This window comes from Enterobacter cloacae complex sp. P47BA (genome assembly GCF_014930485.1).
In the GTDB taxonomy this organism is placed as follows: domain Bacteria; phylum Pseudomonadota; class Gammaproteobacteria; order Enterobacterales; family Enterobacteriaceae; genus Enterobacter; species Enterobacter bugandensis.
Genome location: NZ_JADBRF010000015.1, coordinates 31,904 through 51,960 on the forward strand (window position 1 = coordinate 31,904; position 20,057 = coordinate 51,960).

20 protein-coding genes are annotated in these 20,057 nt (G+C 58.1%); 14 read left to right on the top strand and 6 right to left on the bottom strand.

Annotated elements, in window-relative coordinates:
• Positions 1–309 precede the first annotated feature (309 nt).
• The 6 genes from IM299_RS15715 (at position 310) to IM299_RS15740 (ending at position 7,905) form a co-directional block, all read left to right on the top strand.
• Positions 310–915: an ankyrin repeat domain-containing protein gene (locus IM299_RS15715; protein WP_041908539.1), complete on the top strand. Its 606-nt coding sequence runs from the start codon at positions 310–312 to the stop codon at positions 913–915.
• A gap of 107 nt (positions 916–1,022) precedes the next feature.
• Complete coding sequence (fdrA, locus tag IM299_RS15720; RefSeq protein ID WP_193357782.1) at positions 1,023–2,564, top strand: acyl-CoA synthetase FdrA; 1,542 nt, start codon at positions 1,023–1,025, stop codon at positions 2,562–2,564.
• A complete protein-coding gene (locus IM299_RS15725) occupies positions 2,564–3,979 on the top strand; it encodes a DUF1116 domain-containing protein (RefSeq protein ID WP_048959576.1) in 1,416 nt (471 codons plus the stop codon). The genes fdrA and IM299_RS15725 overlap by 1 nt, the downstream gene beginning before the upstream one ends.
• Positions 3,980–3,990: 11 nt before the next feature.
• Entirely contained in the window at positions 3,991–5,571 is a 1,581-nt protein-coding gene (locus tag IM299_RS15730) for a xanthine permease (protein WP_193357783.1), read from the top strand.
• Positions 5,568–6,524 (top strand): carbamate kinase family protein, encoded by a 957-nt coding sequence (locus IM299_RS15735; RefSeq protein ID WP_193357784.1) that lies wholly within the window; start codon positions 5,568–5,570, stop codon positions 6,522–6,524. The genes IM299_RS15730 and IM299_RS15735 overlap by 4 nt, the downstream gene beginning before the upstream one ends.
• Position 6,525: 1 nt before the next feature.
• Positions 6,526–7,905, top strand: a complete 1,380-nt coding sequence (locus IM299_RS15740) for an amidohydrolase family protein (RefSeq protein WP_193357785.1) — start codon at positions 6,526–6,528, stop codon at positions 7,903–7,905.
• Between the two features lie 18 nt (positions 7,906–7,923).
• Here IM299_RS15740 and IM299_RS15745 read toward each other — a convergent pair whose 3' ends face one another.
• Positions 7,924–8,844 (bottom strand): LysR substrate-binding domain-containing protein, encoded by a 921-nt coding sequence (locus IM299_RS15745; protein ID WP_028014161.1) that lies wholly within the window; start codon positions 8,842–8,844, stop codon positions 7,924–7,926.
• A gap of 215 nt (positions 8,845–9,059) precedes the next feature.
• Here IM299_RS15745 and IM299_RS15750 point away from each other — a divergent pair, with 215 nt between their 5' ends.
• The 5 genes from IM299_RS15750 to IM299_RS15770 all read left to right on the top strand — a co-directional run bounded on the left by IM299_RS15750 (position 9,060) and on the right by IM299_RS15770 (position 13,842).
• Positions 9,060–10,391 (top strand): MFS transporter, encoded by a 1,332-nt coding sequence (locus IM299_RS15750; RefSeq protein ID WP_193357786.1) that lies wholly within the window; start codon positions 9,060–9,062, stop codon positions 10,389–10,391.
• A gap of 36 nt (positions 10,392–10,427) precedes the next feature.
• Positions 10,428–11,177: an SDR family NAD(P)-dependent oxidoreductase gene (locus tag IM299_RS15755; RefSeq protein WP_003862216.1), complete on the top strand. Its 750-nt coding sequence runs from the start codon at positions 10,428–10,430 to the stop codon at positions 11,175–11,177.
• Positions 11,178–11,189: 12 nt separating this feature from the next.
• On the top strand, positions 11,190–12,035 hold the full coding sequence (locus IM299_RS15760) for a transketolase (RefSeq protein WP_193357787.1): 846 nt from the start codon (positions 11,190–11,192) through the stop codon (positions 12,033–12,035).
• Positions 12,035–13,033: a transketolase family protein gene (locus IM299_RS15765; RefSeq protein ID WP_193357788.1), complete on the top strand. Its 999-nt coding sequence runs from the start codon at positions 12,035–12,037 to the stop codon at positions 13,031–13,033. Before IM299_RS15760 ends, IM299_RS15765 begins: the two co-directional genes overlap by 1 nt.
• 74 nt (positions 13,034–13,107) lie before the next feature.
• A complete protein-coding gene (locus IM299_RS15770; RefSeq protein WP_059353949.1) occupies positions 13,108–13,842 on the top strand; it encodes a bifunctional 2-polyprenyl-6-hydroxyphenol methylase/3-demethylubiquinol 3-O-methyltransferase UbiG in 735 nt (244 codons plus the stop codon).
• Here IM299_RS15770 and IM299_RS15775 read toward each other — a convergent pair.
• Positions 13,836–14,438, bottom strand: a complete 603-nt coding sequence (locus IM299_RS15775; RefSeq protein ID WP_028014155.1) for a short chain dehydrogenase — start codon at positions 14,436–14,438, stop codon at positions 13,836–13,838. The genes IM299_RS15770 and IM299_RS15775 overlap by 7 nt on opposite strands.
• 97 nt (positions 14,439–14,535) lie before the next feature.
• Between IM299_RS15775 and IM299_RS15780 the strand changes: the two genes are divergently transcribed.
• Complete coding sequence (locus IM299_RS15780) at positions 14,536–15,423, top strand: LysR family transcriptional regulator (RefSeq protein WP_193357789.1); 888 nt, start codon at positions 14,536–14,538, stop codon at positions 15,421–15,423.
• A 20-nt stretch (positions 15,424–15,443) separates the two neighbouring features.
• Entirely contained in the window at positions 15,444–16,625 is a 1,182-nt protein-coding gene (locus IM299_RS15785; RefSeq protein ID WP_193357790.1) for a PLP-dependent aminotransferase family protein, read from the top strand.
• Between the two features lie 45 nt (positions 16,626–16,670).
• Here IM299_RS15785 and IM299_RS15790 read toward each other — a convergent pair whose 3' ends face one another.
• Complete coding sequence (locus tag IM299_RS15790; protein WP_193357791.1) at positions 16,671–17,090, bottom strand: nuclear transport factor 2 family protein; 420 nt, start codon at positions 17,088–17,090, stop codon at positions 16,671–16,673.
• Between the two features lie 96 nt (positions 17,091–17,186).
• Between IM299_RS15790 and IM299_RS15795 the strand changes: the two genes are divergently transcribed.
• On the top strand, positions 17,187–17,918 hold the full coding sequence (locus IM299_RS15795; protein ID WP_193357792.1) for a helix-turn-helix domain-containing protein: 732 nt from the start codon (positions 17,187–17,189) through the stop codon (positions 17,916–17,918).
• A 1-nt stretch (position 17,919) separates the two neighbouring features.
• On the opposite strand, the gene IM299_RS15800 is transcribed toward IM299_RS15795, so the two are convergent.
• The 3 genes from IM299_RS15800 to IM299_RS15810 all read right to left on the bottom strand — a co-directional run bounded on the left by IM299_RS15800 (position 17,920) and on the right by IM299_RS15810 (position 20,050).
• Entirely contained in the window at positions 17,920–18,267 is a 348-nt protein-coding gene (locus tag IM299_RS15800) for a HigA family addiction module antitoxin (protein ID WP_047367527.1), read from the bottom strand.
• A gap of 10 nt (positions 18,268–18,277) precedes the next feature.
• Complete coding sequence (locus IM299_RS15805; RefSeq protein ID WP_048957972.1) at positions 18,278–18,577, bottom strand: type II toxin-antitoxin system RelE/ParE family toxin; 300 nt, start codon at positions 18,575–18,577, stop codon at positions 18,278–18,280.
• Positions 18,578–18,880: 303 nt separating this feature from the next.
• On the bottom strand, positions 18,881–20,050 hold the full coding sequence (locus IM299_RS15810; RefSeq protein WP_088204896.1) for an HlyD family efflux transporter periplasmic adaptor subunit: 1,170 nt from the start codon (positions 20,048–20,050) through the stop codon (positions 18,881–18,883).
• Between the last annotated feature and the right edge of the window lie 7 nt (positions 20,051–20,057).

A 20,057-nucleotide genomic window follows, 5' to 3' on the forward strand; every position in this document is an offset into this window, starting at 1 on the left:
CCTCAGCCATCAGTTTTGAACATATTTTAACAGCGCCGTTACATCATATTTGAAGTGTGTCACAGTTCTGACTATTTACGCGGGGCCACGTCCTGCAAGGCTTTTACAGCCATAAGGATAATGCTGCCTGAGGCGTTAAAAAGCGGTAAACCATAAGAAAAAGGTTGCACAGACGCACGTTTTAGCCTGACTGTTGAATTTAACTCAACAATGAATTGCGTGTCGATGAATCATTTTTAAGCGGATTCTTTTGTGACCAGGCTGTTGCTATTCTCAGGTCATCAGAAGTGAAACATTGGGAGACTGAATATGTCTGCAAACGCACTCGTTACGGAATTTCTGCTGGCGGCAGAAGAGGGCAACATCGACGCGCTAAAAGCCTGCCTGGATAACGGCGTGGATATTAACGCCACCAACCGCCAGAAAAGAACCGCCATTATTATTGCCAGCCTGAAAAAGCATTATGCCTGCGTGGAATTTTTAATTGCCGCCGGCGCGGATATTGATAAACAGGACCAGACCTGTTTTAACCCCTTCTTGATAAGCTGCCTGACTAATGATTTAACCCTGCTGCGCATCGTTCTTCCGGCGAATCCGGATCTCGACCGTCTGACGCGCTTCGGCGGCGTGGGCATTACCCCTGCCAGTGAAAAAGGCCACGTTGAAATCGTGCGCGAGCTGCTGGAAAAAACCGATATTAACGTCAACCACACTAATTTTGTCGGCTGGACGCCGTTGCTGGAAGCCATCGTGCTGAATGACGGCGGCGCAAAGCAGCAGGAAATAGTGAAACTGCTGCTGGATCACGGCGCGAATCCGCACATGACCGATAAATACGGCAAAACCCCGCTCGAACTGGCGCGGGAAAAAGGCTTCGATGCAATAGCCGATCTGCTGCTGGCGGCGGGCGCATAACGCATTCGGCCAGCCACGTCCGGCTGGCCGTTAATTCAAACAGTATTTTTACCGACGTGCATTCTGCGCGACGGCGGCCCCCTTTTATCCGTATTCAGGAGAAAACAATGCCAACCAAAATCGTCATAAAAAAGAATACGTATTTCGATTCGGTTTCCTTAATGTCGGTTTCCACCAAAGCCAATAAACTGCCGGGCGTCGAACAGGCGTTTGTGGCAATGGCGACGGAAATGAATAAAGGCGTTCTGAAAAATCTCGGGCTGCTCACGCCGGAATTAGCGGAAGCCAAAAATGGCGACCTGATGATCGTGATTAAAGGTGACGCGGCGAACGATGAAACGCTGGCGGAAATAGAAGCTTTATTTACCCATAAAGCGAGCAGCGGCACCCATGAAGCACGCTACGCGACGATTGCCAGCGCCAAGACCCATCGCCCGGACAGCAACCTGGCGGTCATTTCCGTCAACGGCACCTTTGCCGCCCGCGAAGCGCGTCAGGCGCTGGAAAACGATCTTAACGTCATGCTCTTTTCCGATAACGTGTCGCTCGACGACGAGCTGGCGCTGAAGCAGCTGGCGCATGAGAAAGGGCTGCTGATGATGGGGCCTGACTGCGGAACCGCCATCATCAACGGTGCGGGGCTGTGCTTCGCCAACGCGGTGCGTCGCGGGCCGATTGGGATTGTTGGCGCCTCCGGCACCGGCAGCCAGGAGCTGAGCGTGCGCATTCACGAGTTCGGCGGCGGCGTGTCGCAGCTGATCGGCACCGGCGGGCGCGATCTCAGCGAGAAAATCGGCGGCCTGATGATGCTCGACGCCATCGACATGCTTGAGGCGGATGAGGGCACCCGGGTGATTGCGCTCATCTCCAAACCAGCGGCTCCTGCCGTGGCAGAAAAAGTGCTGGCCCGCGCCAGAGCCTGCCGCAAGCCGGTGGTTGTTTGCTTCCTCGGCCGCAGCGAACCGCCCGCCGATGAAGACGGCCTGCAGTTTGCGCGTGGCACCAAAGAAGCGGCGCTGAAGGCGGTGCTGCTTACCGGCATTAAAAAAGAGTCCCTGGATCTGCATCCGCTCAACTGGCCTTTGATTGAAGAGGTGCGCGCCCGCCTGACCCCACAGCAGAAGTACATTCGCGGCCTGTTCTGCGGCGGCACCCTGTGCGACGAAGCGATGTTTGCCGCGCTGGAGAAGTTCGACGATGTCTGGAGCAATATCCAGCCCGATCCGGCTAAGCGCCTGAAGGACATCAGCGTCAGCCAGGCCCACACCTTCCTGGACTTCGGTGACGACGACTTCACCAACGGCAAACCGCACCCAATGATCGACCCGACCAACCGCATCAGCCGCCTGCTACAGGAGGCGCGCGATCCGCAGGTGGGCGTCATCGTGATGGACTTCGTGCTGGGTTTCGGCGCGCACGAGGATCCGGTAGGGGTGATGATCGAGGCGATCAAAGAGGCGCAGGCCATCGCGAAGGCCGATAACCGTCCGCTGGAGATCCTCGGCTACGTGCTCGGCACCGACCAGGATCCGCAGTCGCTGGCGCAGCAGTGCCAGCGGCTGACCGACGCAGGCGTCATCTGGGCCAGCAGCAGCACCAACACCGGATTACTGGCACGCGAATTTGTCTGCAAAGGGGAGAACGCATAATGACCACTTTATTCAACCAGCCGCTTAACGTCATTAACGTCGGCATTGCGATGTTCAGCGACGACCTCAAAAAGCAGCACGTTCCCGTGACCCAGCTCGACTGGACGCCGCCGGGGCAGGGCAACATGCAGGTGGTAGAAGCGCTCGACCAGCTGGCGGAAAAACCGCTGGCGGAGAAGATCGCCGCCGCGAACAAAATCGCCCTTGAGCGCATCATCCAGTCTCACCCGGTGCTGGTGGGCTATGACCAGGCAATTAACGTAGTGCCGGGCATGACCCGCACCACCATTCTGCACGCCGGTCCGCCCGTCGCATGGGAAAACATGTGCGGCGCGATGAAGGGTGCGGTTACCGGGGCGCTGGTATTTGAAGGGCTGGCGACGGATCTGGAGGATGCCGCAAGGCTGGCGGCTTCAGGGGAGATCACCTTCTCGCCGTGCCACGAGCACGACTGCGTGGGCTCCATGGCGGGCGTCACCTCCGCGTCAATGTTTATGCACATTGTTGAGAACAAAACCTACGGCAACCGCGCCTTCACCAACCTCAGCGAGCAGATGGCGAAGATCCTGCGCATGGGGGCTAACGACCAGAGCGTGATCGACCGCCTGAACTGGATGCGCGACGTGCTCGGCCCGATGCTGCGCGACGCGATGAATATCATCGGCGAAATCGACCTGCGCCTGATGCTGGCCCAGGCGCTGCACATGGGCGACGAGTGCCACAACCGCAACAACGCCGGCACCACGCTTCTTATTCAGGCGCTGACGCCGGGGCTGATTCAGGCGGGCTATCCGGTGGAGCAGCAGCGTGAGGTGTTCGAGTTTGTCGCCAGCAGCGACTACTTCTCCGGCCCGACGTGGATGGCGATGTGTAAAGCCGCGCTGGATGCCGCTCACGGCATTGAATATAGCACCGTGGTTACCACCATGGCGCGCAACGGCTACGAGTTCGGCCTGCGCGTTTCCGGCCTGCCGGGGCAGTGGTTCACCGGCCCGGCGCAGCAGGTGATTGGCCCGATGTTCGCGGGCTACAAGCCGGAAGACTCCGGACTGGATATTGGCGACAGCGCCATCACCGAAACCTACGGCATCGGCGGCTTTGCGATGGCGACGGCACCGGCCATCGTTGCGCTGGTGGGCGGCACGGTGGAGGAAGCCATCGACTTCTCGCGCCAGATGCGCGAAATCACCCTCGGCGAGAACCCGAACGTCACCATTCCGCTGCTGTCGTTTATGGGCATTCCAACCGCCATCGACATCACCAGAGTGGCGGGCAGCGGCATTCTACCGGTGATCAACACCGCCATTGCCCATAAAGACGCGGGTATCGGCATGATTGGGGCGGGCATCGTTCACCCGCCGTTTAGCTGTTTTGAAAAGGCGCTGTTGACCTTCCGCGATCGCTACGTTTTATAAGGTATGCATCCATGAAAAACATGAAACTGGAGTGGAAAAGAGGTGACTGGGCGGCCTATTTCGGGTTGATGACCAACAACCTGACTAATTTGCTGACCATGATGGGGTTGCTCATTTTTGTCGTCGGCATCCCGAAGGAGATTGTTTATGGACGCATCGCGCCGGCCTTCGGGCTGGCGGTGCTGGTAGCGAGTTTATGCTACACATGGTTTGGTCTGCAAATGGCGCGCGCCACCGGACGTACGGACGTCACCGCGCTGCCGTCCGGCCCGAGCGCACCCTCGATTTTTACCGTGACCTTCCTGGTCCTGATGCCCGTCTACCAGCAAACCGGGGATGCGGATTTCGCGATTCAGATTGGCCTGGTGTGGTGCTTTGTGGAAGCAATGATCCTCGCGGGCGGCTCGTTCCTGGGTGAGACCATTCGCAAGATGATCCCGCGTACCGTGCTGCTGTCGTGCCTGTCCGGTCTTGGCCTGCTGCTGCTGGCGATGAACCCGATGTTGCAGGCGTTCGAAGCGCCCACCGTGTCGTTCATCGTTCTGCTGCTGATCTTCATTAACTGGTTCGGTAAAAAGCCGATTTTCGCCAAAATCCCGACCGGCCTGCTGCTGCTGATTGCCGGAACGGCGCTGGCGTGGATTTCCGGACTGCAAAGCCCGGATGCCATTAAGGCGTCCATGTCATCCTTCGGCTTTAACCCGCCGGAAGTGCACGTGGACAGCTTTATGCAGGGCCTGCCGCACGCGCTGCCTTATCTGGCGTCCGCCGTACCGCTGGGTCTGGCGAACTACATCTTTGACCTGGAGAACATCGAAAGCGCCCACGCGGCGGGGGATGAGTACCCGACCCGCAAGGTGATGCTGGCGAACGGCCTGGCTTCCATGCTCGGCTGCCTGATGGGAAACCCGTTCCCGGTCACGGTCTACGTGGGCCATCCCGGCTGGAAGGCGATGGGGGCGAGCATCGGCTACACGCTGGCGTCCGGCGTGACCATGTTCATCGTGCCGCTGTTCGGGCTGGGGGCCTTTATGCTCGCCATCATACCGATGACCGCTATCGTGCCGATTCTGGTGTTTATCGGCGTTGTCACCGCCAACCAGGTGGTGCGGGAAACGCCGAAAGTGGAGGTGCCCGTCATCTTTATCTGCCTGTTCCCGTGGATCGCTAACTGGGCGCTGACCATGATGAACAGCGTGATGAGCGCGGCGGGAACCAGCGCGGCGAAAATTGGCACCGACGTGCTGCACAGCAAAGGGATCTACTACGAGGGGCTGATGCACCTCGGCAACGGCGCGCCGCTCGCCAGCATGCTCTGGGGCTGTATCGCTATCTTCGCCATCATCAACAAACCGCTGCGCGGGGCCGCCGCCGCCGCAGGAGGCGCGCTGCTGGCGCTGTTTGGCGTGATCCACGCGCCAGTGGTGGGCTTTGCCGAGGGCAGTTCCCTGATGTTCGTCACGGCCTACCTGATGATGGGCGGCATGTTTGTGGTGAAGCATGTGCTGGATACCTCTGTTAATCCCCCTCTCCCTGTGGGAGAGGGCCGGGGTGAGGGCACCAGAACGCACCTTCTAAAGGAAACAAAATGAAAGAGCTTATGGTCGTCGCCATCGGCGGCAACAGCATTATCAAAGACAACGCCAGCCAGTCGATTGAACATCAGGCGCAGGCGGTCAAAGCGGTGGCCGAGTCGGTGCTTGAAATGCTGGCCTCCGACTATGACATCGTCCTCACCCACGGCAACGGCCCGCAGGTGGGGCTGGATCTGCGCCGCGCCGAGATCGCTCACGAGCGGGAAGGGCTGCCGCTGACCCCGCTGGCAAACTGCGTGGCGGATACCCAGGGCGGCATCGGCTACCTGATCCAGCAGGCGCTCAACAACCGCCTGGCGGCGCGTGGCGAGCAAAAGGCGGTCACGGTCGTCACCCAGGTGGAGGTGGATAAAAACGATCCCGGCTTTACGCACCCGACAAAACCGATCGGCGCGTTCTTCAGCGAGGCGCAGCGCGACGAGCTACAGCTCGCGCACCCGGACTGGCATTTTGTCGAGGATTCAGGCCGGGGCTATCGCCGCGTGGTGGCCTCGCCCCAGCCGCTGCGCATCGTCGAGGCGGATGCGATTAAGGCGCTAACGCAGAAAGGTTTTGTGGTCATCGGCGCGGGCGGCGGAGGCATTCCCGTGGTGCGCAGCGAGCAGGGGGATTATCAGAGCGTCGATGCGGTTATCGATAAAGATCTTTCCACCGCGCTGCTGGCCCGCGAGATCCGCGCCGACGTGCTGGTGATAACCACCGGCGTGGAGAAAGTCTGCGTTAACTTCGGCAAGCCAGACCAGCAGGCGCTGGACACCGTCAATGTAGCGCAGATGACGCGCTACATGGATGAAGGACACTTTCCGGCGGGCAGCATGCTGCCCAAAATCGTCGCCTCGCTGGCATTTTTACGCCACGGCGGCAGGCGGGTGATCATCACCTCGCCGGACTGCCTGCCCGCGGCGCTGCGCGGTGAAACGGGTACCCACATTGTTAATGAAGGAAGATAAGATGAGTGAAAACAAAAGCCGCCGCGAGTTTATCAGCCAGAGCGGCAAAATGGTCACCGCCTGCGCGCTGTTTGGCGCCACCGGCTCCGTCGCGTATGCTGCCGACACTGCAAAGGCAACCTGCGAGACGGGGAAACCGATGAAGATCATCGCGAAACATTACTATCTGGACAACGTGCTGCTGGAGGCCGGGTTCAACGTCGAGGGCAGCGTGGCGACGAGCACCCGCACCGAGCTGAAAACGCTGGAGATCAAAGACGTGAAAATTGTCGCCCTGCGCGATAACGGGAGCCACGCCGACGCCGCGCTGCCGCACTACGACGCGGGTAAAAAGCTGATGCTTCCGGCGATGCGCGACATGCACATTCACCTGGATAAAACCTTCTACGGCGGCCCGTGGCGCTCCCTGAACCGTCCGGCGGGCACCACCATTCAGGACATGATCCGCCTGGAGCAGAAGCTGCTGCCGGAGTTACAGCCCTACACGCAAGAACGCGCCGAAAAGCTGATCGACCTGATCCAGTCCAAAGGGTCCACCATCGCCCGCAGTCACTGCAATATTGAGCCGGTTTCCGGCCTGAAAAACCTGGAAAATTTGCAGGCGGTGCTGGCGCGCCGCAGCGCAGGTTTTGACTGCGAAATCGTTGCCTTCCCGCAGCACGGCCTGCTGCTCTCCAACGCTGAAAAGCTGATGCGCGAGGCTATGCAGGCGGGGGCGCACTACGTAGGCGGGCTGGACCCAACCAGCGTTGACGGCGCGATGGAGAAATCGCTCGATACCATGTTCCAGATTGCGCTGGATTACGACAAAGGGGTGGATATTCACCTCCATGAAACCAGCCCCGCGGGCGTGGCGGCGGTGAACTACATGGTGGAAACCGTGGAGAAAACGCCGGAGCTGAAGGGGAAGCTGACCATCAGCCACGCCTTCGCGCTGGCGACGCTCAACGAGCAGCAGGTGGATGAGATTGCCACCCGCATGGCGGCGCAGCAGGTGACCATCGCCTCCACCGTGCCGATTGGCACCCTGCACATGCCGCTGAAGCAGCTGCGGGAGAAGGGCGTGTTTGTTATGACCGGCACCGACAGCGTGATCGACCACTGGTCGCCGTACGGTCTGGGTGACATGCTGGAGAAAGCCAATCTGTACGCCCAGCTCTATATTCGCCCGAACGAGCAGACGCTCTCCCGCGCGCTCGGCATCGCCACCGGCGACGTGCTGCCGCTGAACGATAAAGGTGAACGCGTATGGCCGAAAGCGCAGGACGACGCCAGCTTTGTGCTGGTGGACGCCTCCTGTTCCGCCGAGGCGGTGGCGCGCATTTCTCCGCGGACCGCGACGTTCCACAAGGGGAATCTCGTCTGGGGCACGGTCGCCTGACGCCACGATGGGGTATCGCTACAGGTGATACCCCGACAATCGCAACTCCCGATCAATCCACTCGACGAACTGCTGGATCTTCCACGCGCGTTCGTTCATGTGCGGCATTACCAAATGATGCGCGTTAATGGCGATTCCCATCTCATCCGGCAGCACCTGTACCAGCGAGCCATCCTTCAGGTGATCGGTAGCCATCATTTTGCTCTCCAGAATAAACCCCAGCCCCATGCGCGCCGCTTCAAAGCTCATGTAGGAACGGTCGAAGCTGAGGCTGAAATTGAGCCAGGGCCTGTCGATATTGTGCCAGGCGAACCATTTTTCCCAGTTCACCAGAGTGCTGGTGGAGGAGATAAGCGACTGTTGCAGCAGATCGGCGGGCGTGCTGATGGGATGCTCTTCTGCATAGCCCGGCGAGGCCAATACTACCAGCGTGTCGTTTTTAATGGTCATCACCCGGTAAGCATCCCAGTCCGGAATACCATGACGGATATCAATGTCGATATTATCTCTGGCGAACTGCAGGTTCTCATAGGAGCAGGTGAGATTGATGGTGATATCAGGATATTCGGCGCGGAATCTGCCCAGACGGCGCAACAGCCATGACAGTCCGAAGGTGGGGGAAGAGTGCACGCGAAGCACAGCATTGTCTTTTTCTTTCACGATCTGATCGGTGGCGCGCCCAATGGCGCTCATCGCCGCCGAGACCTCCCGCAGATATTTTTCTCCCGTCGGGGTGAGTTGAACCCCTTTGCCGCTGCGGATAAATAATTTCTTGCCCAGCCACGATTCCAGCGACGCGATCTGGTGGCTTACCGCCGAAGGCGTGACGTTGAGCTGTTCCGCCGCCTGATGGATGCTCAGGGCGTTAGCAACGGCGATAAACGCCTGCAAATTTCTGAGCGAGGGCAGCGATAACGTCTGGCGATCCTGCGCGGACATGGTCTACTCCTTACACGATAATTGATAAAAAACATAACATTGAGACTGCGAGCGGGCAATTTTATCCCGATGTTATTTTTTTGAGCTGTATCGCGAATCAAATTTATCTCAGCAATAAATGAGCTTTATTGAATGGCGTTTCATGGGTGAGCCGATATATTGACGTTGAACGCAATAATAAAACGACTCACGGTGTTCGAATAATGAGGTAAGTTATGTCTCGTATAGAACAAGCTGTCCCCTACATAAAGACTAAAAAAACCAATTACCGTTTCGTTGTGCTGGCATTAATTTTTATTGTTTATGCCATTAACTATGCTGACCGAACAAATATTGGTGCGGTACTGCCGTTTATCATTGACGAATTTCATATCAATAATTTCGAAGCCGGTGCCATCGCCAGCATGTTTTTTTTGGGATACGCCCTGAGCCAAATTCCTGCGGGCTTTTTTATTGCCAAAAAGGGAATTCGCGGCATGGTGGCACTGTCGATATTCGGCTTCTCTGCCTTTACCTGGCTGATGGGCACCGCAACCTCGGTTCTGGGCCTGAAGTGTATCCGCCTGGGGCTGGGGTTAACAGAGGGGCCGTGCCCGGTCGGGCTGGCCTCCACCATCAATAACTGGTTTCCGCCAAAGGAGAAGGCCACGGCCACGGGCGTCTACATCGCCGCCACCATGTTCGCGCCCATCCTCGTGCCGCCGCTGGCCGTGTGGATCGCCATGACCTGGGGCTGGCGCTGGGTCTTCTTCTCCTTTGCGATCCCAGGATTGGTCATTGCCGTCCTGTGGTATCTGCTGGTACGCACGAAGCCGTCCGAGAGCGCATTCGTCTCTAAAGCGGAGCTGGAGACCATTACCGCCGGTCAGGAGACGCCGGACGCCAGACGTGAAAACATCGTGATTTCACCGGGCTTTGCACGCCTCGATCGGCTGATCCGCGTGCGGGAGTTAGCCCCGGTAAGCACGGTGAAAGGGCTGTTTACCTCGAAGAATATTCTCGGCGACTGCCTGGCCTATTTTATGATGGTCAGCGTGCTGTACGGACTGTTGACGTGGATCCCGCTCTATCTGGTGAAAGAGAAAGGCTTTACGTTTATGAGCATGGGGCTGGTCGCCAGCATGCCGTGCATCGGTGGATTTATCGGTGCGATTTTTGGCGGCTACGTCTCAGACAAACTGCTCGGCCGCCGACGTAAACCGACCATGATGTTTACCGCCATCAGCACCGTTTTAATGATGGTCATTATGCTGAATATTCCACAAAGCACCGTGGCGGTTTGCGTCGGACTATTTTTTGTCGGTCTCTGTCTGAATATTGGCTGGCCCGCTTTTACAGCTTATGGCATGGCTGTTGCGGACAGTAAAACCTATCCCATTGCCGCGTCCATCATCAATAGCGGCGGTAATCTCGGCGGATTTGTTTCCCCGATGCTGGCAGGTTATCTGCTGGATAAAACAGGTAGTTTTAGTTCCGTGTTTATTTATTTCGGTATTTGCGCAGCCATTGGCTTAATTATGATTATGCTGCTGGAAGAGCCGAAATAAATCATTAAATCTCTCTTGTCCGAATGGAGTAAATATATGCTACTGAAAAATAAAGTCGCCGTTATTACCGGCGCGGCTTCCGTACGCGGTTTGGGTTTCGCTACGGCGAAATTATATGCCGAACAGGGTGCGAAAGTGGTGATTATCGATTTAAACGCTGAAGCCAGCCGGGCTGCCGCCGCGAGCCTGGGCGACGAACATCTGGGCCTTGCGGCGAACGTCAGCAATGAATTACAGGTTAATGCCGCCATTGAGCAGGTGCTGGGGAAATACGGGCGCATCGATATTCTGGTGAATAACGCCGGCATTACTCAGCCGATCAAGCTGATGGATATCAAACGCGAAAATTACGATGCGGTGCTTGACGTCAGCCTGCGCGGCACGCTGCTAATGTCCCAGGCGGTTATTCCCACTATGCGCGCGCAAAAGTCGGGCAGCATCGTCTGCATTTCATCGGTATCGGCCCAGCGCGGCGGCGGCATCTTCGGCGGCCCACACTACAGCGCTGCAAAAGCGGGTGTGCTGGGACTGGCAAAAGCCATGGCGCGTGAGCTGGGGCCCGACAACGTGCGGGTAAACTGCATCACGCCGGGTCTTATCCAGACGGACATCACCGCAGGCAAGCTGAGCGATGAGATGAAAACGTCCATTCTGGCGGGCATTCCACTTAACCGCCTCGGAGACGCGCAGGATATTGCCCGCGCCGCGCTGTTCCTCGGCAGCGATCTCTCTTCTTACTCCACCGGTATCACGCTCGACGTGAACGGCGGGATGCTGATCCATTAAGGAGATACGACGATGACGGATACCACAGTTCAACAGGTTGCCGCCGCGGCCTGGCGCATTCGCCGCTACGCGCTGCGCATGGGCGAAGTGCAGGGGCAGGGCTACATCGGGCAGGCGCTGGGCTATGCCGATGTGCTGGCCACCGCGTTTACCCACGGAATGAACCTAAAGCCGGGCGAGCCGGAGTGGGAAGAGCGCGACCGTTTTCTGCTCTCCCATGGTCATTACGCCATTGCCTGTTATGCGGCACTCATTGAAGCGGGGATCATCCCCGAGGAGGAGCTGGAGACCTACGGCGCGGACGACAGCCGCCTGCCGATGTCCGGTATGGCAACCTACACGCCAGGTATGGAGATCTCCGGCGGTTCGCTGGGGCAGGGCTTAAGCATTGGCGTTGGCATGGCGCTGGGGCTGAAGCACAAGCAGAGCGCGGCATGGGTCGTTAACTCCATGTCGGACGGCGAGCTGGACGAAGGGTCAACCTGGGAAGCGGCGATGTCGGCGGCACATCACGGCCTGTCGAACCTGATCGTGCTGGTGGACATTAACCGCCAGCAGGCGGATGGCAACTCGCACGCGATCCTCGGCTTTGAGCCGCTGGAGGATAAATGGACCTCCTTCGGCTGGTACGTGCAGCGCGTGAACGGCAACGATGTTCCTGCGCTGGTGACGGCGTTTGATAACGCCAAACGCTACCCGGAAAACCAGCCGCGCGTCATTTTGTGCGACACGCTGATGGGCAAGGGCGTGCCGTTCCTCGAAAAGCGTGACAAGAACCATTTTATTCGCGTGGATGCTGACGAGTGGCAAAAGGCACTCGCCGTGCTGGATGCCAACAAACCTGAAGGAGTGCTGTAATGAGCCAGACCACGGAGAAAAAACCGCGTTTAACCACGTCGGCGATGATTGCCTCTATCGCGGAAGAGGGCCAGGAGACGCGCGCCGCACCGTTCGGTCACGCGCTGGTGAAGCTGGCGGAACAGCGACCGGAGATCGTCGGCATGACGGCGGATCTGTCGAAGTACACCGATCTACACATTTTTGCCCAGGCCTACCCGGAACGCTTCTTCCAGATGGGCATGGCCGAACAGCTGTTAATGGGGGCCGCGGGTGGCATGGCGAAAGAGGGCTTTATTCCTTTCGCCACCACCTATGCCGTCTTCGCCACCCGCCGCGCCTACGATTTTATCCATCAGGTGATTGCTGAAGAGCGTCTCAACGTGAAGATCTGCGCGGCGCTGCCGGGGCTCACCACCGGCTATGGGCCGAGCCACCAGGCGACGGAAGATATTGCGATTATGCGCGGTATTCCGGGCATGACGATTATCGATCCCTGTGACGCAATCGACACGGAACAGGCGGTGCCGGCGATGGCAGCGCACGATGGCCCTGTCTATATGCGCCTGCTGCGCGGCAAGGTGCCGGTGGTGCTGGACCAGTACAACTACCAGTTTAAGATTGGCAAAGCTGCGCTGCTGGAAGAGGGGAGCGATGTCCTGATCGTCGCCTCAGGCCTGATGACCATGCGTGCGCTGGAGGCGGCGAAGCAACTGCGTAAGGATAACGTCAGCGTGGCGGTGCTGCACTCGCCCACCATTAAGCCGCTGGACGAAGAGACGATCCTGGCGCAGGCCGCGAAGCCGGGACGGCTGGTCATCGTGGCGGAAAACCACAGCAGCGTAGGCGGGTTGTGCGAAGCCGTCGCGTCGCTGTTGATGCGCAACCGCGTGAACGTGGATTTCGATACCGTCGCGCTGCCGGACGCGTTCCTTGATGCGGGCGCGTTGCCCACCCTCCATGACCGCTACGGGATCTCAACCACAGCCATGGTGGAGAAAATCCGGCGCAGGCTGTGATTTATCAGACGGATACGTTGCCAACGGGCGAGGGGTGCTTTACCCTCGCCTCTGTTGCGATAAAGGAGTCCGTCATGGCACAAAACATCTACGACAACCCGGCGTTTTTTGAAGGCTACGCTCAGCTTCCGCGTTCGGTGCACGGGCTGGACGGTGCGCCTGAGTGGCCTGCGCTCAAAGCAATGCTGCCTGATTTAACCGGCAAAGCGGTTATCGATCTCGGCTGCGGCTACGGCTGGTTCTGCCGCGCGGCGCGCGCGCTGGGCGCTAGCGACGTTACGGGCGTCGATATCTCAGAAAAAATGCTTGCCCGCGCGGCTGAACTGACGGATGACGTGCAGATTCACTATCAGCGTAGCGATCTGGAATCTCTTCAGCTTCGCGAAAACAGTCTCGATCTGGTCTACAGCTCGCTGGCGCTACACTACCTGCCGGAGCTGGACACGCTATTCGCCAACGTTCAGCGCGCGCTAAAACCGGGTGGCAGCCTGGTCTTCTCGATGGAGCACCCAATTTACACCTGCGCCACCCGTCAGGGCTGGCTGACCGACGACAGCGGCGAGCGGTTCTGGGGCGTGAACCATTATCAGGACGAAAGCCAGCGCGTCAGCAACTGGCTGGCGGATGGAGTGATTAAATACCACCGAACGCTGGGCACCACGCTTAACGCGCTGATAAAGGCCGGGTTAACGATAAGTGAAGTCAATGAGTGGGGACCAACGCAGGCGCAGATTGACGCCTGGCCTGCATTGTCCGAAGAGGCGGAGCGCCCGATGCTGGTGCTGATGTCCGCCCGTAAGGCTCAGTAACCTACCTTATACACCCGCCCGCTCTGCACCCCTTCCACGCTGCGGCGGTAGGCCTGGGCCACGGTCGCGGCGGGAACGCTTTCAAAGCCAGGGAAGAACCCGTCATATGCTTCGGCGGATTCCGTCAGTACCGTTGGACTAATCAGGTTAATGCGGATCCCGCGCGGCAGTTCGCAGGCTGCCGCGCGGACAAACCCTTCCAGCGCCGCATTGACCGTGGTGGCATTCACGCCCTGCGCAATCGGCTCGTGCGCCACAATCCCGCTTATCAGCGTAATCGAGCCGCCTTCGTTCAGATAATGCTGGCCGGTCAGCGCCAGACGCACCTGCCCGAGCAGCTTGTCCTGCAGGCCCTGGTTGAAGTCGCTGTCCTTCATGGTCGCGAGCGGGCCAAAGTAGAGACCACCGCTGGCGGAGACAATCGCATCCACCGGGCCGATTTTCTCAAACAGCGCCTGCACGCTCGCCTGCGAGGTGATATCCACCTGGTAGTCGCCCCGCGTGCGACCCACGCGGATGACCTCGTGACGACGGCTTAACTCTTCGGTTACGGCACGACCGACCGTACCGCTGGCACCAATAATGACGATTTTCATATCCGACTCCTCATGTTGTGAGCCCTCATTCTTTAATAAATAAAAAGTCAGATAAACTGGGCTAAAGTTAGATGATTACTAACCAGGGGTTTGGAATATGGATAAGCTTCGCGGCATGGAGACGTTTATCGCGGTGGTAGAGAGCGGCAGCTTCACCGGCGCGGCGGCGCGGCTGGAGATGTCGGCGGTGATGGTCGGGAAATATATTGCGCTGCTCGAATCTCAGCTCGGCACGCGGCTGCTGGAGCGCAATACCCGTCGCCAGAGCCTGACCGACGCCGGACGCGTTTATTTCGAAGAGGCCAGGCGCGTGCTGGAGCAGGTCTCGATTGCCGAAAGCGCGGTTGAACGGCTGCGCGCGGCGCCCGCCGGCACCCTGCGCGTCACCGCCCCCACGTCGTTTGGCGGCTGCGCGATCGCCCCTCTGACGGCCACATTTTTGCAGCGCTACCCGGAAGTGCGTATCGAACTGGATCTCACCAACCGGATGGTCGATCTGGTGGAAGAGGGGGTCGATCTGGCCATTCGCATTGGCGATATCCGCAATGACGATCTGGTGGCGAAATATCTGTGTCCCTACAACATGGTGATCTGCGCCGCACCGGATTATCTGGCGCGACACGGCACGCCGCAGACGCCCGCCGATCTGGTGGATCATCTGTGCCTGTCGCACACGGTGTGGACCGCGCGCAACGAGTGGCGGCTGCCGGGTGCGGAAGGGGAGGTGCGCTGGAAGCGGGATGCGATCTTAAGATGCAACGACGGCTACGGCTTACGCATGGCGGCGCGAGCCGGGGCAGGGCTGCTGCTGCAACCGGAAGTGCTGGTGGCGGAAGAGCTGGCAAGCGGCAGGCTGGTGCGTGTGCTTAAGCCGTTCACGCCCGCGCCGAGGCCGGTGCATTTACTGTGGCGTCAGGATTTGCGTCCCCTCCCTAAGCTAACGGAATTTATTGCTCATATTCTGCTAAGATTGGGCACAATATAAAAAAAGAAGGTAATCAAAGAATGTCTGCAAACAAACTCGCCAGCAGCGCGCAGGGCCTGCAATCATCTGCCATCCGTGAATTATTAAAACATAGCAAAATGGCGGGCGTGATTTCGCTGGGCGGTGGTATTCCCAATCCGGACCTGTTCGATCGCGAAGGGCTTAAAATTGCCGCCGATGCTGTGTTGTCACAGAATTTTGGCGAGGCGTTCCAGTATGGCCTGACGGAAGGCGTACCGGGGCTGCGCGAAGAAATTAAACGCATCTGCGAGGGGCGCGGCATCGCCTGTAAGGCCGATGACGTGGTCATTACTTCCGGCTCTCAACAATCTCTGGACGTGCTGGCGCGTGCGTTAATTAATCCGGGCGATACGGTTGTCGTTGAACGTCCTACCTATCTCGCCGCGCTGCAGGTCTTTGGCCTGGCACAGGCGAATTTTGAATCCGTCGGCACCGACGGCGACGGCATGAAGGTCGATGAACTTGAAGCCCTGGTGGCAAAGAAAACCATCAAGGCGGTTTATATCGTTCCAACCTTTGGTAACCCTGGCGGCGTAACGCTTTCCGAAGCGCGCCGTAAACAGCTGGTGGAATTATCAAAGCGCTATGATTTCGTGATTATCGAAGACGATCCGTACAGCGAAATTAACTACACCGACGACGTATTCCGCCCGCTGATTGCCCATGCGAAAGATATCGGCAATGAAGAGAACGTGGTCTACACCTCCACCTTCTCTAAAATCCTCGCGCCGGGAACCCGCGTGGGCTGGGTGCTGGTGCCGGAATGGCTGAAGCGCGCGGTGGTGAACCTCAAGCAAACCACCGATCTGCATACCAGCACGCTGTCCCAGCTGATGACCTACGAGTACCTGAAAACCGGGCGTCTGGCGAACCAGATTAAAATGATCCGCGAGGCCTATCGCCAGAAATACCAGACGTTTGCAACGGAACTGGAAGCCGAGCTGGGCGATGTGATGTCATTCCACAAGCCGAAGGGCGGGATGTTCCTGTGGGCAAAAATGAACAACGGCATGAATACGACGAAATGGCTGGAAAAAACCTTAAGCAACGGCGTGGTGTTTGTACCGGGCGAGTTCTTCTACTGCAACGAACCGGACCCGACAACGCTGCGCATGTCATTCGTCACCCCAACGGATGAGCAGCTTAAAGAAGCGGTTCGACGCCTGAAAATCTCCCTGTAGCAGAGCGCGCATAACGGCAGTTGCCGTTGTGCGCGCAGGGTGAGCTTATTGCGTGGCGTGGGCGAGCGCGCGGTCTGAAGCATCGCCGCCGATCGTCTGCGTCACTTCATGGATACGACAGATTTTCCCCTCGCGCAGTGTGGCAAACATATACACCTCTAATTCCGCCTGGCGACCATCTGGATATGTCACCGTAACCCAGTGCCGGTCTGCTAAAAGATTCTCGTGACAGGCCAGCTCTTCTACCCTGAATGCGATCGCGCGGATCTGCGAGCGGACGTGGTTCAGGTGCTGCACAAAACCCCGAAAATCAAGCGCGTGACCATCCGTGTACTGCTGGTAATCGGGCGTGAATACCTCTGCGGGATCTAATTCGCCTTTGAACAAGCGGCTTAACAGGCACGCCATTTTTTCGCGCTGTAGGGTATTGTCAGGCTGGGCTATCACGGTTGTGATGATGCTCATGTTGGCTCCTTGTGAGTTGAGCCACCATTATCCTTGACAGTCGACGGCGTAGTTTCTGTAATACGTCGATGAATAACGATTTTCGGCCAGGATAAGATGATCGGTACAGAGACGCTCCGCCATCCCGGCGGTTACCGCACCGCGTGGCACAGCCATCCCACCGGACAACTCTGGCGTATTGCAACGGGGCTGCTGGTGATTGAGACCCAACAGGGGCGTTCGGTTGTACCGGCAAACCATATTGGCTGGATCCCGCCGGGCCAGCAGCACGCCGCCTTTTCTGAAAGCGCGATAGAAGGCTGCGCTATCTATCTTGACCCTGCGTGCTGTGCAATGCTTCCCGATGCCCCCGCGCTGTTCGAGCCCGACGATCTCACTCATGCACTGTTTTCCCGCTTAAGCGTTGCAGAAAACGAGTACGATCCGCGAAAGCTCACCCTGCTGCTGGATGAGCTTGCCCTGACGCCTCAGGTGCACTTTTATCTGCCCGTACCGACGGATCCGCGTCTGAAGAACGTGGTCAGCCACTTGCTGCAGTGTGTCGATGATAATCAAACGGTCAAGAGCCATGCCAGCCATGCCGGGATGAGCGTGCGTACGTTTAACCGTCGATTTAGCGCCCAGACGGGAATGAACTTCGTCAACTGGCGGCAGCTGGCGCGCGTCATGCAGGCAATGGAGTGGCTGGCGGCGGGGAAGCCGGTGGGATGGATTGCGCTGTCCTGCGGCTACAGCAGCGTCAGCGCATTTATTGAGGTTTTCAGAATGTGGACCGGTAAAACGCCGGGGCAGTGGGGGATTAAAGGTGGCGCTGAAGAGTCGGTTTGATTCAGGCCACATCCGGCTGGCCTGATTTCCTTTTTGCCATGATTTCTGCAATCGTTTTTATACGGCTCAGCTCCTCCTGAGTCCGGGAATTGGTTTGCGCTTCCCAGACGTCGACGTTTAGCTGCAGGTTCAACCAGAATTCAATGGTGGTATCGAATGCCTTGGCCAGTCTGATTGCCATATCGGCCGTCAGTTTACGATTATTATTAACGAGAGCGCTGATGGTGTTACGGTGCACGTTAAGCATTTCCGCGAGATCGCTAATTTTCAGATTGAGCGGCTCAAGATATTCATACTGCAACACATCGCCCGGCGTGGTGGGTTTGCGTAGAGCCTGTTGAAGAGTCATAGGTAATGCCTCATTTGTATGGCGTGTACTTGTGCGGAGAGAGGTAGAGATCGTCTGCTTTGCCCTCTGACCACCTGAATACCAACCTGTATTGCCTGTTAACGCGAATCGCAGAGTACCCTGCAAGCGGGGGATTCAGCGATTCATACATATTGCCTGGCGGGGATCTCAGCTCCCGGTGCGAGGTGGCAGCGTTGATCATATCCAGCTTCCTCGCTAAGGCTGATTCAAGGCTTGAAGGGATCACATTGCTTGATTTCCCGTACAGAAAAAAATCCTTAAGCCATTGATCACGAAAATGATTAATCATAGCGCTTATGAGCTCCACTCCATGAAGCTATGTGGATAGTAATGCACTCTTGCACAGTGCGCAAGTGCGTTTCGATTGGCGGCTATGTTACCCTGATGCAGGCTGAAGGAAAGCGGAAGGCGTCATTAAAAGCGGTTTCTTCGATGCGGATTCCAGAAAAGGGGGATTGTGGTGTGGGTGCGGCATGATGCCCTCTCCCACAGGGCTGAAGAATCCCCACAAATTAATGCGAGCAGCGAATCATCCCCTCGCCCCTTTGGGGAGAGGGTGAAGGGGAAGATCGTAGCCGCTGCCCGGCGAAGTCTATCGCTCCCTCAGCGCCTCCTTCGCCCGGTTAAACGGCTTGATCAGATAATCCAGTACCGTTTTCTCTCCGGTCTTGATGTCCACTGTGGCAATCATCCCCGGCACGATCGAGAAATGCCTGCCCGCCTTATTCACCAGGTAATCCTGGCTGGTGCGGATAAACACGCGGTAGTAGAACACCTCCGGCTTGGCCTCGTCCTGGATAGTGTCCGGGGATATGGTCTCCACCACCCCGTGCAGCCCGCCGTAGATGGCGTAATCGTAGGCGGTGATCTTCACCAGCGCCTCCTGGTTCGGGTGGATAAAGGCGATATCGCGCGGCGAGAGGCGGGTTTCAATCAGCAGATGATCGTCCACCGGCACAATCTCCATCAGTTCGCCGTTGGGCGGGATCACGCCGCCGATGGTGGTGACTTTGATATTTTTCACGATCCCGCGCACCGGGGATTTTACCGTCAGGCGGGTGACGGAATCCTCGCGGCCTTTGAGGATCGCCGAGACCATATCCACCTCGGCGTTGGCCTTGGATAGCGCCTCGCGCGCCTGAACGTAATACTGGGAACGCACGTCGGTGAGCTTCAGCTCCAGGTCGCTTTTCTGTCGCTGCAGGCGGAGCACTTCCACGTGGCTGGCGGCACCGGTTTTTACCAGCCGCTGGGTGATCGCCAGCTCTTTGTTTGCGAGATCTAACGCTGAACGCAGTTCACGCTGCGTGTCCTCCAGCTGCGCGCGGCGCGAATTGTAGAGCCGCGTTTCGGCGGCGGTCAGTTCGGTCCATTTCTCCAGCGAAGGCGGGAACTTCAGCGGTAGATCGTTCACCTCGGCGTACAGACGGGCGCTGGAGGCAAGCGACGCGCGGTAGCGCGCCGCGCTTTCGCCGACGTTCGATTCGGAACGCGTTGGATCCAGCCGCGCCAGCACCTGTCCGGCCTGCACCTGATCGCCCTCGTGAACGTTCAGCTCGGTGAGGATCCCCCCATCCAGCGACTGCAGCACCTGCTCGCGCGAGCTGGGGATCACTTTTCCGGTTCCCGTTGAGACTTCATCCAGCATCCCAAACCACGCCCAGACGCCCAGCGCCACAAACATCAGCAGCGAGAAGATCACAATCCGCCGCGCGCCGGTATAGCCGCTTTCGGAGTCGAGCGCATTATCCAGATCGTCCATTGCGGCC

What these genes read in the sequence shown, in the direction of transcription:
- IM299_RS15715 (WP_041908539.1), top strand. Translation starts at nt 310, where the DNA reads ATGTCTGCAAACGCACTCGTTACGGAATTTCTGCTGGCGGCAGAAGAG.
- fdrA (WP_193357782.1), top strand. Translation starts at nt 1,023, where the DNA reads ATGCCAACCAAAATCGTCATAAAAAAGAATACGTATTTCGATTCGGTT.
- IM299_RS15725 (WP_048959576.1), top strand. Translation starts at nt 2,564, where the DNA reads ATGACCACTTTATTCAACCAGCCGCTTAACGTCATTAACGTCGGCATT.
- IM299_RS15730 (WP_193357783.1), top strand. Translation starts at nt 3,991, where the DNA reads ATGAAAAACATGAAACTGGAGTGGAAAAGAGGTGACTGGGCGGCCTAT.
- IM299_RS15735 (WP_193357784.1), top strand. Translation starts at nt 5,568, where the DNA reads ATGAAAGAGCTTATGGTCGTCGCCATCGGCGGCAACAGCATTATCAAA.
- IM299_RS15740 (WP_193357785.1), top strand. Translation starts at nt 6,526, where the DNA reads ATGAGTGAAAACAAAAGCCGCCGCGAGTTTATCAGCCAGAGCGGCAAA.
- IM299_RS15745 (WP_028014161.1), bottom strand. Translation starts at nt 8,844, where the DNA reads ATGTCCGCGCAGGATCGCCAGACGTTATCGCTGCCCTCGCTCAGAAAT.
- IM299_RS15750 (WP_193357786.1), top strand. Translation starts at nt 9,060, where the DNA reads ATGTCTCGTATAGAACAAGCTGTCCCCTACATAAAGACTAAAAAAACC.
- IM299_RS15755 (WP_003862216.1), top strand. Translation starts at nt 10,428, where the DNA reads ATGCTACTGAAAAATAAAGTCGCCGTTATTACCGGCGCGGCTTCCGTA.
- IM299_RS15760 (WP_193357787.1), top strand. Translation starts at nt 11,190, where the DNA reads ATGACGGATACCACAGTTCAACAGGTTGCCGCCGCGGCCTGGCGCATT.
- IM299_RS15765 (WP_193357788.1), top strand. Translation starts at nt 12,035, where the DNA reads ATGAGCCAGACCACGGAGAAAAAACCGCGTTTAACCACGTCGGCGATG.
- IM299_RS15770 (WP_059353949.1), top strand. Translation starts at nt 13,108, where the DNA reads ATGGCACAAAACATCTACGACAACCCGGCGTTTTTTGAAGGCTACGCT.
- IM299_RS15775 (WP_028014155.1), bottom strand. Translation starts at nt 14,438, where the DNA reads ATGAAAATCGTCATTATTGGTGCCAGCGGTACGGTCGGTCGTGCCGTA.
- IM299_RS15780 (WP_193357789.1), top strand. Translation starts at nt 14,536, where the DNA reads ATGGATAAGCTTCGCGGCATGGAGACGTTTATCGCGGTGGTAGAGAGC.
- IM299_RS15785 (WP_193357790.1), top strand. Translation starts at nt 15,444, where the DNA reads ATGTCTGCAAACAAACTCGCCAGCAGCGCGCAGGGCCTGCAATCATCT.
- IM299_RS15790 (WP_193357791.1), bottom strand. Translation starts at nt 17,090, where the DNA reads ATGAGCATCATCACAACCGTGATAGCCCAGCCTGACAATACCCTACAG.
- IM299_RS15795 (WP_193357792.1), top strand. Translation starts at nt 17,187, where the DNA reads ATGATCGGTACAGAGACGCTCCGCCATCCCGGCGGTTACCGCACCGCG.
- IM299_RS15800 (WP_047367527.1), bottom strand. Translation starts at nt 18,267, where the DNA reads ATGACTCTTCAACAGGCTCTACGCAAACCCACCACGCCGGGCGATGTG.
- IM299_RS15805 (WP_048957972.1), bottom strand. Translation starts at nt 18,577, where the DNA reads ATGATTAATCATTTTCGTGATCAATGGCTTAAGGATTTTTTTCTGTAC.
- IM299_RS15810 (WP_088204896.1), bottom strand. Translation starts at nt 20,050, where the DNA reads ATGGACGATCTGGATAATGCGCTCGACTCCGAAAGCGGCTATACCGGC.